This window comes from Geodermatophilus sp. URMC 60, from assembly GCF_053502585.1.
On record NZ_CP199958.1, the window covers coordinates 269,623 to 282,621 of the forward strand.

Here is a 12,999-nt window from a genome sequence, read left to right on the forward strand (position 1 = left end):
CCCGGGGAGGCCGTTCCCCGGGCGGCCCCCCCGGCGGGATGCGACCGCGCTCACGGAATGGGCCGGCTCCTGCCGGGGTTGGGGCTGTCAGGTGCCGGGGGGGTCCCCGGCCGTCTCGACCGTCACTCGCATCACAGGTCCGCGCGGTGTGACGGACACGTAACCTCGGCCGGTGGAGGTGCACCACTGATGACCACGACAGACCCGTCCGTCGCCGACAGCACGGCGGGGAGCTCGACGCCCTTCGTCAAGAGCGTCGTCGCGCTCGACCGCGTCGTCATCCGGCTCGCGGGTGACTCCGGCGACGGCATGCAGCTCACCGGCAACCGCTTCACCAGCGAGACGGCGTCCTTCGGCAACGACCTCTCGACGCTGCCGAACTTCCCCGCCGAGATCCGCGCGCCAACGGGGACCCTGCCGGGTGTCAGCTCCTTCCAGCTGCACTTCGCCGACCACGACATCATGACGCCGGGCGATGCCCCGGACGTGCTGGTCGCCATGAACCCGGCCGCACTCAAGGCCAACCTCTCCGACCTGCCCGGCGGCGGGCTGCTCATCGTCGACGCCGACGAGTTCACCCCGCGCAACCTGGCCAAGGTCGGCTACGCCAGCAACCCGCTCGAGGACGACTCCCTGCAGGGCTGGCAGCTGGTGAGCGTGCCGCTGACCACCCTCACCCTCGAGGCGCTCGCCGACTCCGGCCTCGGCAAGAAGGAGGCCGAGCGCTCGAAGAACATGTTCACGCTCGGCCTGCTGAGCTGGATGTACCACCGGCCCACCGAGGGCACCGTCCGCTTCCTCGAGCGCCAGTTCCGCCGCAAGCCCCAGATCGCCGCGGCCAACATCGCCGCCTTCCGGGCCGGTTACAACTACGGCGAGACGACGGAGGCCTTCGCGGTCTCCTACGAGATCAAGCCCGCCCCGATGGCGCCGGGCCGCTACCGCAACATCTCCGGCAACCAGGCGCTGGCCCTGGGCATCGTCGCGGCCGGGCAGCGCTCGGGCCTGCCGGTGTTCCTCGGCGCCTACCCGATCACCCCGGCGTCGGACATCCTCCACGAGCTGTCCCGGCACAAGTCCTTCGGCGTCCGCACCTTCCAGGCCGAGGACGAGATCGCCGGCATCGCCTCGGCGATCGGCGCCTCCTTCGGCGGCGCCCTCGGCGTCACGACGACGTCCGGGCCGGGGATCTCGCTGAAGTCCGAAGCGCTGGGCCTGGCGGTCATGACCGAGCTGCCTCTGGTCGTCGTCGACGTGCAGCGCGGCGGCCCCTCGACCGGGCTGCCCACCAAGACCGAGCAGTCGGACCTGCTGCAGGCGATGTTCGGCCGCAACGGCGAGGCCCCCGTGCCGGTCATCGCGCCGCGCTCCCCCGCCGACTGCTTCGACGCCGCCCTCGAGGCCGCGCGGATCGCGCTGACCTACCGCACCCCGGTCATGCTGCTCTCCGACGGCTACCTGGCCAACGGCGCCGAGCCGTGGCAGATCCCGGACGTCGACGAGCTGCCGGACCTCTCGGTGGAGTTCGCCACCGAGCCCAACGGCACCACCGCCGACGGGACGCCGGAGTTCCTCCCCTACCTGCGCGACCCGGAGACGCTGGCCCGCCCGTGGGCCATCCCGGGGACGTCGGGGATGCAGCACCGCATCGGCGGCCTGGAGAAGGCCGACAAGACCGGCAACATCTCCTACGACCCCGCCAACCACGACCTGATGACCCGGCTGCGCCAGGCGAAGGTCGACGGCATCGCGGCGAGCATCCCGCCCACCGACGTCGACGACCCGGACGGCCCCAACGGCGAGAGGGCCCGCGTGGCCGTCATCGGCTGGGGCTCGACGTACGGGCCCATCGGCGCGGCCTGCCGGCGGATCCGGCACTCGGGGCGGTCGGTCGCGCAGATCCACCTGCGTCACCTCAACCCGTTCCCGGCCGACCTCGGCGAGGTGCTGCGCCGCTACGACCGGGTCGTCTGCCCGGAGATGAACCTCGGGCAGCTGTCCATGCTGCTGCGCGCCAAGTACCTCGTCGACATCGAGAGCCACACGCAGGTGCGCGGGCTGCCCTTCCGGGCCGCCGAGCTCGCTGCGGTCGTGCAGGACGTCATCGACTCCACCACCGGAGGCACCCAGTGACCACCATCGACCTCGGCATGCCGGCCGACGGTCCCATCGCCGACGCCGTCGCCCGCTCGCTGGAGACCCAGGGCGACAAGCGCACCGACCTCAAGGCCAAGGACCTCAAGACCGACCAGGAGGTGCGCTGGTGCCCCGGTTGCGGTGACTACGTCATCCTCAACGCGGTCCAGAGCTTCCTGCCCACCCTCGGCATCGCGCGCGAGGACATGGTCATCGTCTCGGGCATCGGCTGCTCCTCGCGCTTCCCGTACTACATGAACACCTACGGGATGCACTCGATCCACGGCCGCGCGCCGGCGATCGCGACCGGCCTGGCGGCGTCCCGCCCGGACCTGTCGGTGTGGGTCGTGACCGGGGACGGCGACGCGCTGTCCATCGGTGGCAACCACCTGATCCACACGCTGCGCCGCAACGTGAACCTGAAGATCCTGCTGTTCAACAACCGGATCTACGGGCTCACCAAGGGCCAGTACTCGCCCACCAGCGAGGTCGGCAAGGTCACCAAGTCCACCCCGATGGGCTCGCTGGACCACCCGTTCAACCCGGTGTCGCTGGCGCTGGGCGCCGACGCCACCTTCGTCGGCCGGGCCATGGACTCCGACCGCAAGGGCCTCACCGAGGTGCTGCGGCAGGCCGCCGAGCACCAGGGCACCGCGCTGGTCGAGATCTACCAGAACTGCAACATCTTCAACGACGGCGCGTTCGACCTGCTCAAGGACCCGACCACCGGTGTGCAGTGGTCGATCCCGCTGGTCCACGGCCAGCCGCTGGTGTTCGGCCCGGACGGCGCCTCCTGCGTGGTCCGTGACGAGTTCGGCGGCCTGCGGATCGCCGAGACCGACCAGGTGGACGCCGGCGAGATCGTGGTGCACGACGCCACCCGCCAGGACCCGTCGTACGCGTTCGCGCTGTCCCGGCTGTCCAGCCAGGACCTGCGCTACACGCCGATGGGCGTCTTCCGGTCGGTCGCGAAGCCGACCTACGACCGGATGATGGCCGACCAGGTCGAGGAGGCCCGCACCTCCTCGCCTGCGGACCTGGACGCACTGCTGAGCGGCAACGACACCTGGACCGTCAGCGCCTGATCCACCTCGACCGGCCCGTCTCCCTCCCGGGGAGGCGGGCCGGTCCGCGTTCAGGCCAGGGCCCGCCGCAACGCCCCGGTCAGCACCGGCAGGGCGCGGCCCAGGTCGGCGCGGGTCGGCGCGGCGAAGCCCACGACCAGTCCGGCCGCGTGCGGACCGGGCCTCGTCCAGTGGCGCCCGAGTCCGTCCACCGCGACGCCGTCCCCGGCCGCCGCGGCGACGACCGCCTCCTCGACGCGCAGGCCGGGCAGCGGCACGAGGACGTGGGCGCCGGCCGGGTCACCCTCGGCCTGCACCCCACCTGCGGCCACCGCCGCCAGCACCTGCTCGCGCCGGGCCGCGAGCTCGCGCCGGAGCCGGCGCAGGTGCCGGGCCAGATCCCCGTTCGCGGCCAGGGCGGCGAACACGCGCTGCCCCGCCCGCGCGGGCCGGGTGCCGGTCGCCGTCCGCCGCGCGACCAGCGCGACGCGCAGTTCCGGCGGGGCGACCAGCCAGCCCACCCCCAGCGTCGGGCTGACGATCTTGCTGCTGGTGCCGAGGTGCACCGTGACGTCCGGGCCGAGCGCGCCCAGCAGCGGCAGCGGCGCGACGTCGTAGCGCAGTTCGCCGTCGTAGTCGTCCTCCAGCACCCACCAGCCCTCGGCGCGGGCACGGGCGACGAGGGCGAGCCTGCGGGCCGCGGAGAGCCGGCGCCCGAGCGGGTACTGGTGAGCGGGCGTGCAGTACACCGCCGCGAGCCCGGGGGGCACCGCCTCGACCACCAGGCCGTCGCCGTCCACGGGGAGCGGCACCACCGTTACGCCGGCGTCGCGGAGCGCGCCGACCACGCGCTGGTAGCCGGGGTCCTCGACGCCCACCCGGCTGCCGGCAGGCAGCAGCCGGGCCAGCTCGGCGACCGCGGCCGAGGTCCCCGTCGTGGCCAGCACGTCGCCGGGCGCCGCGGCGAGACCTCGGTGCCGGAGCAGGTGCTCGGTCACCGCCCGCTGGAAGCCCGGGTCCCCGGCCGGCTCCGGGCCGGCGTCGGGGGCGGGGTCCCCGGCCGCGCGCCACGCACGCCGCCAGGCGGAGCGGTCCAGGACCTCCAGGCAGGGTGCCCCGGCCCGCAGGTCGATCGGTGACGGCGTGCTCCGAGGAGCCGGGGGTGACGCCGGGGACCGTGCCGGGCCCGCGGTCGCCGTACCGACGACGAAGGTGCCGACACCGCGCCGCCCGTCCGCCCACCCCTCGGCCAGCAGCTGGTCGTAGGCGGCGGCGGTGACGGTGCGGCTGACCCGGAGCGCGACGGCGAGCTCGCGCGTGGACGGCAGCCGGTCGCCCGGGCGCAGCGTGCCGTCCACCGTCGCCGTCCGCAGCGCGTCGGCCAGCTGGACCGACAGCGGCGTCCCGGACGCCCGGTCGAGGACCACCGGTGGCACGTCGACCACGCCGCACCCCCCTCGCAGTGGCCTCCCGGAATGGCAGCGTATTGGCCCTGGGAGGAGGCCACCCGGGCGGGCACGGTGGGGCCATGGACACCGCACCGCCGCTCTCCCCCACACCCCGCAGCACGATCCGTCGAGGTGCGAAGCGCGCCCGGACCGACCGCACCGAGCTGTACGCGGTGCTGGACGCCGGCCTGGTGGGGCACCTGGGCGTCGTGCTGGACGGTTCGCCGGTCGTGCTGCCGACCGGCTACGGACGACGGGGCGACACCCTGTACCTGCACGGCTCCACGGGCGCGGCGACGCTGCGGGCGGCGGCCGAGGGCGCGCCGGTCTGCCTCACGGTCACCCACGTGGACGGCGTCGTCTACGCCCGCTCGGCCTTCCACCACTCCCTGAACTACCGCTGCGCCGTCGTGCACGAGGTGGCCCGGCCGGTGACCGACCCGGAGGAGCACCTGCTCGGCCTGGAGGCGCTCACCGAGCACCTGGCCCCGGGCTCCTGGGCCGCGACCCGTCGGCCCGACCGCAAGGAGCTCGCCGCCACCGCGCTGCTCGCCCTGGACCTGACCGAGGCCAGCGTCAAGGTGCGCACCGGCCCGCCGGGGGACGACGAGCGGGACCTGTCCGCGCCGGTGTGGGCGGGCGTCCTCCCGCTGCGCACCGTGGTCGGCGAGCCCGAGCCCTGCCCGCTGCTGCCGCCGGACACCCCCGTCCCGGCCCGGGTGCTCGACCGGGAGCTGTGACACCGCGGTCCTCCGGACCGCACCGCGGCCGGGTGCCGTCCCCGGCTCGCGGTGAGCCCCCGTGTCACGCCGCCTGCGCGGACCTCTCCGGGACCCACTCGGCGCGACAGCTGTCCTACCGCGGCGTGACGCGCAGCAGCTGGTCCTCGCCGTCGCCGTTGTCGGTGGTGACGTAGAGGGCGCCGTCCCCGCCCTGCTGCACGGTCCGGATGCGGCCGTACGTGCCCTCCAGCTCGGGCAGCCGGAACTGCTCGAGCAGGGTGCCGTCGTCGGCCACGCGCAGCGCCAGGACCCCCTGGTCCTTCAGCACCCCCAGCAGCAGCAGACCCTCGTACGCCTGCCACTGCTCGCCGGCGAGGAAGGTCGCGCCCGAGGAGGCGATCGTGGGTTCGCCGGACGCCCAGGTGGCCGGCATCGCGTCGGGCAGGGAGAGGTCGGTCATCGGCACGAACTCCCCGTAGCCGGGGCCCTGGGGCGCGAAGGCGCCGTTGCCGCCGGGCCGCAGCAGGGTCACCTCGTCGTCCCGGCGAGGGCCGTGCTCGGCGGCGTACACCTGCCCGGAGCCGGGCCGGACGGCGAGGCCCTGCACGTTGCGGTGCCCGTAGGTCCACACCCGCGGGTCGGCGCCCGGACGGCCCACGAACGGGTTGCCGGCGGCCGCCTCGCCGGTGGCCGGGTCGACCCGCAGCACCTTGCCCGCGAGGGTGCCGAGGTCCTGGGCGTTGGTGGCCACGGCGTTGTCACCGGTGCCCACGAGCAGGGCGCCGCTGTCGTCGAAGCGCAGCCGGCAGCCGCCGTGCCGGCCGCGGCGCTCGTTGACCGGGATGTCGTCGATGAGCGGGTCGTCGACGCGGGTCGCCGTCGTCCATCCCGGGTCGACGGTCCAGGCGGTCACCTGGATCTCCGCGCCGCCGCCCTCCTCGACGCCCTGGCAGGTGTAGAAGCGGCGGCTCTGCGCGAAGCCCGGGTCGAGCACCAGGCCCATGAGCCCGGTCTCCCCGGTGGCGAACAGGTCCGTGAGACCGGCCGCCAGCTCCCGCACCGCCCCGTCGGGCAGCACCGCGGTGAGCCCGCCGGACCGCTCGTCGAGCAACAGGGTGCCGTCGGGGGCCTGGGCGACGTCCCACGGGTGGTCCAGCCCGTCGGCGACGACGGTCACGTCGAGGGCGGGCGCGGGCTCGGGCGTCGCGGGCGCCGGCGGGACCGTCGTCGCCGCGGGGGTGGTCGGCGCGGAACTGGTCGGCGCGGAGGTGGCCGGCGCGGAGGTGGCCGGCGCGGCGGCGCCGGGCTCTTCCCCCGCCGCCGTGGAACACCCGGACAGCAGCAGGACGGCCACCGCGCAAGCCCCCGCCGGCCCCGTGCGGAGGCTCACCGTGAGCTTGCGAACGGTGAGGACGGGGTCCTTCTACGAGCGGTGGGGAGCACGGGGCCCTCCCTCAGCTGGTGCGCGTGACGACGTAGTCGGACAGCGCCGAGAGCGCCTCGCGGACCGGCCCCACCGGGACGACGGACAACCGCGCCTGGGCCCGGTCGGCGTACTCGCGGAGCACCTCGGTCGCCCGCTGCAGGGCCGCCGACGAGCGCAGCAGCTCCAGCGCCTCGGCGTGCTCGGCGTCGTCGGTGATCGGGCCGGAGACGAGTTCGCGCAGCCGCTGCTCGGCCGGGTCGTCGCCGGCGAGGGCGAAGAGGGCGGGCAGCGTCGCGATGCCCTCCCGCAGGTCCGTGCCGGGCGACTTCCCCGAGGCGCCGTCCCGGCTGACGATGTCGAGCAGGTCGTCGGAGAGCTGGAAGGCGACCCCGACCTCCTCCCCGAAGGCGGTCAGCGCGGCGACCAGGTCGGCGTCCACCCCGGCGAACGAGGCACCGAACCGCGCGGAGGTGGCCACCAGGGAGCCGGTCTTGTCGGCCAGCACCTCGAGGTAGTGGGCGACCGGGTCGTCGCCGGGCTGCGCGCCGACGGTCTCGCGGATCTGTCCGGTGACCAGCCGCTCGAAGGTGCGCGCCTGGATGCGCACCGCCTCGGGGCCCAGATCGGCGAGCAGGTCGGACGCCCGGGCGAACAGGAAGTCGCCGGTGAGGATCGCGATGCTGTTGGACCACCGGCTGTTGGCGCTGGGCGCCCCGCGGCGGACGACGGCCTCGTCCATGACGTCGTCGTGGTAGAGCGTCGCCAGGTGGGTGAGCTCGCAGACCACCGCGGCCTCGGTGACCCCCGTGGCGTGCGGGTCACCGAGCTCGGCGGCGAGCAGGGACAGCAACGGGCGGAACCGCTTGCCGCCGGCGGCGACCAGGTGCCCGGCTGCCTCCCGCACGAACTCGTGCTCGCTGCCGACAGCGGTGCGCAGTGCCTCCTCGACCCGACCCAGGCCCTCGGCGAGCCGGGCACCGAGGTCGCCCTCGGGCAGCCACGGGCCGATCGTCGAGGCGGGGGTCGAGATCCGCTGCCAGGAGTCGGTCGAGGTCTCCCCGCCGACGGCGGCGCTGGCTCCGGTCATCAACCGACGAAGATAGCCGCCCGCTGGGCGAGATCGAGCACCGCCCCGGGGACGACGCCCAGCACCACCGTCGCGGTGACGGTCACGGCCAGCACGAGCGTCGTCGGCAGGCCGGGGACGCCGACGGTCGGGCCGTCGACGGCCGGGTCGGAGAAGTACATGAGCACGATCACCCGCACGTAGAAGAACGCCGCCACGGCGCTGGCCAGCAGGGCCACGACCACCAGCGGCCAGGCCCCGTCGTCGATCGCGGCCCGGAAGACGGCGAACTTGCCGGTGAAACCGCTGGTGAGCGGGATGCCAGCCAGGGCCAGCAGGAACAGCGCCATGACCGCCGCGGTGAGCGGCGACCGGCGGCCCAGGCCCGCCCACTTCGACAGGTGCGTGGCCTCGCCGTTGCCGTCGCGGACCAGCGTGAGCACCGCGAAGGCGCCGATCGTGGTGAGCCCGTAGGCCAGCAGGTAGAACATCGTCGCGCCGAGCCCGGAGCCGGTGCCGTCGGCGCCGCTGCCGTACCCGAGGACACCGGTCAGCAGGAAGCCGGCGTGCGCGATCGAGGAGTAGGCGAGCATCCGCTTCAGGTCGGTCTGGGTGAGCCCCAGGACGGCGCCCACGACCATCGAGACGATCGCGATGCCGTAGACCAGCGGCCGCCACGTCCACTCGGCGGTGCCGAAGGCGACGTAGAGCAGCCGCAGGATCGCCCCGAAGGCCGCGACCTTCGTGCAGGCGGCCATGAAAGCGGTGACCGGCGTCGGAGCGCCCTGGTAGACGTCCGGCGTCCAGGCGTGGAAGGGCGCCACGCTGGCCTTGAACAACAACCCGACCACCAGCAGGGCCAGGCCGAGCACCATCAGCACGCCGCCCCCGGCCTCCGCGGCGGACGCCTCGCGGATGGCCGACAGCCGGATGCTGCCGGTGGCGCCGTAGACCAGCGCCAGGCCGTAGAGGAAGAAGGCGGAGGCGAAGGAGCCCAGCAGGAAGTACTTGACCGCCGCCTCCTGCGACAGCAGCCGCCGGCGCCGGGCCAGCCCGCTGATGAGGTACAGCGGCAGGCTGAGCACCTCGAGCGCGACGAACATGATCAGCAGGTCGTTGGCCGCGACGAACAGCATCATGCCGCCGATGGCGAAGGTGGCCAGCGGGTAGACCTCGGTCTGCACCCGCGACGCGGTGGCCAGCTCACGGTCGCGCGGGCTGCCCGCGGGCACGGCCGCCGCGGCGACGAACGCCGACCGGGCCGGATCCAGCGAGCGCTCGGCGAACAGCAGCAGCGACAGAGCGCCCAGGCCGGCGATGGTGGCCTGCAGGAAGACCGCGGCGCCGTCGACGGCGAGCGCGCCGCCCGCGGTGACCTGCCGCTCCCCCGCCAGCAGCAGGCTGGTGACCAGCCCGCCGAGGGTGCCGACGAGGGCGACGGCGACCTGGACCGGGTGCCGCACCTCCCGCGGCGCGAACGCCTCGACCAGGACGCCGACGCAGGCGGCACCGAAGACGAACAGCAGGGGTGCCAGCGCGGCCAGCGAGAGGGCCGGTGCCTCGATCATCAGTCCGTCCCCTCGACGGGAGCCTCGGGCGAGACGCCGGCCGGGTCGGCCCCGACGTCGCTCATGGTGGCGGCGACCGCCGGTTCGATCAGGTCGATCAGCGGCTGCGGGTAGACCCCGAGCGCGATGATCAGCGCGACCATCGGCGCGGCGACGGCCAGCTCGCGGCGGGACAGGTCCCGCACCCGCAGCCGGGCCGGCGCGGCCGCCGGGGCCTCGAGGGTGGCGGTCGCCGCCGTGGCCCCTCCCCCGCCGCCCATGGTGGTCGCGGGCGTCTCCGGGGACGGCTCGAGCAGCACGCCGCGCGGCGGGCCGTGCATGGTGCGTTGGTAGAGCAGCAGCACGTACAGCGCGGCCAGCACGATGCCGACGGTGGCCAGCACCGTGAACACCGGCCGGGTCGGGAAGGAACCGATCAGCACGAGGAACTCGCTGACGAAGCTGTTGGTGCCCGGCAGCGCGAGGGAGGCCAGGCCCGCGACGAGGAAGACGCCGGCCAGCAGCGGCGCCTGGGCGGCCACGCCCCCGTAGTCGCCGACCTGCCGGGAGCCGCCGCGGGCGATGAGCATGCCGACGACGAGGAACAGCAGGCCGGTCGCGATGCCGTGGTTGACCATGTAGAGCACCGCGCCCGTCGTCGCCTCCGTGGTGAAGGCGAAGATCCCCAGCGCGATGAAGCCGAAGTGCGCGATCGAGGTGTAGGACACGAGCCGCTTCATGTCGCTCTGCCCCATCGCCAGCAGCGCGGCGTAGAGGACGCCGGCGACCGCCAGGGCGAGCACGTACGGCGCGAGGTCGCGCGAGGCGTCGGGGAACAGCGGCAGGCAGTAGCGCAGGAACCCGAAGGTGCCGACCTTGTCCAGGACGCCGACCAGCAGCACCGACCCGCCGATCGGCGCCTCGGCACCGGAGTCGGGCAACCAGGTGTGGAACGGCACCAGCGGCGCCTTGATCGCGAAAGCGACGAAGAACCCGAGGAACAGCAGCTTCTGCACGCCGGGGTCGATCTCGACCTGCCGCAGCGCGTCGAAGGCGAACGTCCCCTCGCCCAGCTCGTTGGCGCCGACCACGTACAGGCCGATGACGGCGGCCAGCATGACCAGCCCGCCGACCAGGCTGTAGATGAAGAACTTGACCGCCGCGTACTGCCGTCGCGGCCCGCCGAAGCTGCCGATCAGGAAGTACATCGGGACGAGCATCGCCTCGAAGAAGACGTAGAAGAGGAAGACGTCGGTCGCGGCGAAGACGCCGACCATCATCGACTCGAGCAGCAGCAGCCAGGCCCAGAAGGCCCGCATGGAACGCCGTCCGGTGGGCTCCTCCCGCCACGAGGCGACCACGACCACCGGCACGAGCACGCCGACGAGCAGCAGCATCACCAGCGCGATGCCGTCGACACCGAGGGCGAAGTCGACGCCGAAGTCGGGGATCCAGGAGACCGAGGTCGTCAGCTGGAACCGCTCCCCGCCGGCGTCGAACGCGACCGTCGCCAGGACGGCGAGCAGCAGCACGACCAGGCTGACGCCCAGCGCGAGCTGCCGGGCGGTCCCCTCGCGCCCCTTCGGCAGGGCGGCGACGGCGGCCGCCCCGACCGCCGGGACGGCGATCATCGCGAGCAGGAACGGGAAGTCGATCACGACCACGCCTCTCGGTTCTGCAGGGACCCGGTCACCCGGCCGTCACCGCCAGCAGCGCGCCCGCGACGACCACCGCGCCCCCGAGCATCGACAGGGCGTAGGAGCGGACGAACCCGGTCTGGGTGCGGCCCAGCCGGGACGACGAGCCGCCCAGCGTCGCGGCCAGCCCGTTGACCGCGCCGTCGACCCCGCGGTTGTCCACGAAGACCAGCGCGCGGGTCAGCCACTGCCCCGGCCGCATGAACAGCGACTCGTTCACCGCGTCGGCGTAGAGGGCGTGGCGGGCGGCGCGGGTCACCGGCGACACCCGCACCGGCGCGGTCACCGGGACCTCGCGGCGGCCGACGAACAGCCAGGCGGTGAGCACGCCGAGCGCCATCACCACGGTGACGAGGATGCTCACCACGAGCGGCGCGACGACGTGCTCGGCCGCCTCGGGCTCGCCGAAGACCGGGGTCAGCCACTCCTCCAGCGGGAAGGCGACGACCAGCAGGAAGCCGGCGAGGACCGAACCGGCGGCGAGCAGCACCATCGGCGCGGTCATCACCGTCGGTGACTCGTGCGGGTGGACGCCGGGCTCCCACCGGGGACGGCCGAAGAAGGTCATGAGCATCAGCCGGGTCATGTAGAAGGCGGTGAGCCCGGCGGCCAGGATCGCCACCCCGCCGAGCAGGTAGCCCCAGCCGTCGCCGCGGTCGAACGCGGCCTCGATGATCGCGTCCTTGGTGTAGAAGCCGGACAGGAACGGGAAGCCGATCAGCGCCAGGTACCCCAGGCCGAACGTCACGAAGGTGACCTTCATCCGCGAGGCCAGCCCGCCGAAGCGGCGCATGTCGACGTCGTCGTTCATCGCGTGCATCACCGAGCCGGCGCCGAGGAACAGGCCGGCCTTGAAGAAGCCGTGGGTGAGCAGGTGCGCGAGGCCCGCGACGTAGCCGACCGGGCCGAGCCCGACGGCCAGGAACATGTAGCCGATCTGGCTGACCGTGGAGTAGGCCAGCACCTTCTTGATGTCGTCCTGGGCGCAGCCGGCGATCGCCCCGATCATCAGCGTGATGGCCCCGACGGCCAGGACGACGGCCCGCGCTGTGGGCGTCGCGTCGTAGATCGGTGCGCAGCGGGCGATGAGGTAGACGCCGGCGGTGACCATGGTGGCCGCGTGGATCAGCGCCGACACCGGGGTCGGGCCCTCCATGGCGTCGGGCAGCCACGCCTGCAGCGGGAACTGGCCGGACTTGCCGCACGCGCCGAGCAGGAGCAGCAGCCCGATGGCGGTCACCGTGCCGCCGGCCAGGCTGCCGACCGCGCCGAAGACGCCGTCGTAGGAGACGGTGCCCAGCTGGGCGAACATCAGGAAGATCGCCAGCGCCAGCCCGACGTCGCCGACCCGGTTCATGATGAACGCCTTCTTCGCGGCGGTCGCCGCCGACGGGCGCTCGTGCCAGAAGGCGATCAGCAGGTAGGACGCCAGGCCCACGCCCTCCCAGCCGACGTAGAGGGCTACGAAGTTGTCGCCGAGGACCAGCAGCAGCATCGCCGCGACGAACAGGTTCAGGTAGGCGAAGAACCGCCGACGGCGCGGGTCGTGCGCCATGTAGCCGATCGAGTAGACGTGGATCAGCGCGCCCACGCCGGTGATCAGCAGCACGAACACCGCCGCCAGCGGGTCGAACAGCAGGCCGGCCTGCACGTCCAGCGACCCGGTCGCGACGAAGGTGAACAGGTCGACGTCGAGCCGCCGGCCGTCCAGCTGCAGCGTGCAGAGCAGGCCGATCACGAAGGCCGCGACCACGGTGCCGGTGCCCAGCAGGTGCCCCCACCGGTCGGTGCGCCGTCCACCCAGCAGCAGGACGGCGGCGCCGGCCAGCGGCAGCGCGATGAGCAGCCAGGACGCGGTGATCAGCCCGTCAGCGGGCACGGTGTCCATCTGCC

The 12,999-nt window shown here is 73.8% G+C and carries 9 protein-coding genes; 3 read left to right on the forward strand and 6 right to left on the reverse strand.

The window, feature by feature from the left end; all coding sequences use genetic code 11:
• Positions 1 to 189: 189 nt before the first annotated feature.
• On the forward strand, positions 190 to 2,133 hold the full coding sequence (locus tag ACWIX3_RS01320; protein WP_448610283.1) for a 2-oxoacid:acceptor oxidoreductase subunit alpha: 1,944 nt from the start codon (positions 190 to 192) through the stop codon (positions 2,131 to 2,133).
• Positions 2,130 to 3,221: a 2-oxoacid:ferredoxin oxidoreductase subunit beta gene (locus ACWIX3_RS01325; protein WP_448610284.1), complete on the forward strand. Its 1,092-nt coding sequence runs from the start codon at positions 2,130 to 2,132 to the stop codon at positions 3,219 to 3,221. Before ACWIX3_RS01320 ends, ACWIX3_RS01325 begins: the two co-directional genes overlap by 4 nt.
• A 50-nt stretch (positions 3,222 to 3,271) precedes the next feature.
• Here ACWIX3_RS01325 and pdxR read toward each other — a convergent pair whose 3' ends face one another.
• Positions 3,272 to 4,645, reverse strand: coding sequence for a MocR-like pyridoxine biosynthesis transcription factor PdxR (pdxR, locus tag ACWIX3_RS01330; RefSeq protein WP_448610285.1), 1,374 nt, complete (start codon positions 4,643 to 4,645; stop codon positions 3,272 to 3,274).
• Positions 4,646 to 4,728: 83 nt separating this feature from the next.
• Between pdxR and ACWIX3_RS01335 the strand changes: the two genes are divergently transcribed.
• Entirely contained in the window at positions 4,729 to 5,388 is a 660-nt protein-coding gene (locus ACWIX3_RS01335; protein WP_448610286.1) for a pyridoxamine 5'-phosphate oxidase family protein, read from the forward strand.
• 115 nt (positions 5,389 to 5,503) lie between these two features.
• On the opposite strand, the gene ACWIX3_RS01340 is transcribed toward ACWIX3_RS01335, so the two are convergent.
• The 5 genes from ACWIX3_RS01340 to nuoL all read right to left on the reverse strand — a co-directional run bounded on the left by ACWIX3_RS01340 (position 5,504) and on the right by nuoL (position 12,994).
• Positions 5,504 to 6,724 (reverse strand): PQQ-dependent sugar dehydrogenase, encoded by a 1,221-nt coding sequence (locus ACWIX3_RS01340; RefSeq protein ID WP_448610287.1) that lies wholly within the window; start codon positions 6,722 to 6,724, stop codon positions 5,504 to 5,506.
• Positions 6,725 to 6,824: 100 nt separating this feature from the next.
• A complete protein-coding gene (locus ACWIX3_RS01345) occupies positions 6,825 to 7,883 on the reverse strand; it encodes a polyprenyl synthetase family protein (protein WP_448610288.1) in 1,059 nt (352 codons plus the stop codon).
• Positions 7,883 to 9,430 (reverse strand): NADH-quinone oxidoreductase subunit NuoN, encoded by a 1,548-nt coding sequence (gene nuoN, locus ACWIX3_RS01350; RefSeq protein ID WP_448610289.1) that lies wholly within the window; start codon positions 9,428 to 9,430, stop codon positions 7,883 to 7,885. Before nuoN ends, ACWIX3_RS01345 begins: the two co-directional genes overlap by 1 nt.
• Complete coding sequence (locus ACWIX3_RS01355) at positions 9,430 to 11,067, reverse strand: NADH-quinone oxidoreductase subunit M (RefSeq protein ID WP_448610290.1); 1,638 nt, start codon at positions 11,065 to 11,067, stop codon at positions 9,430 to 9,432. Before ACWIX3_RS01355 ends, nuoN begins: the two co-directional genes overlap by 1 nt.
• A 31-nt stretch (positions 11,068 to 11,098) precedes the next feature.
• Positions 11,099 to 12,994 carry an NADH-quinone oxidoreductase subunit L gene (nuoL, locus tag ACWIX3_RS01360; RefSeq protein WP_448610291.1) on the reverse strand — a complete coding sequence of 632 codons (1,896 nt, stop codon included), beginning with the start codon at positions 12,992 to 12,994 and terminating at the stop codon, positions 11,099 to 11,101.
• Between the last annotated feature and the right edge of the window lie 5 nt (positions 12,995 to 12,999).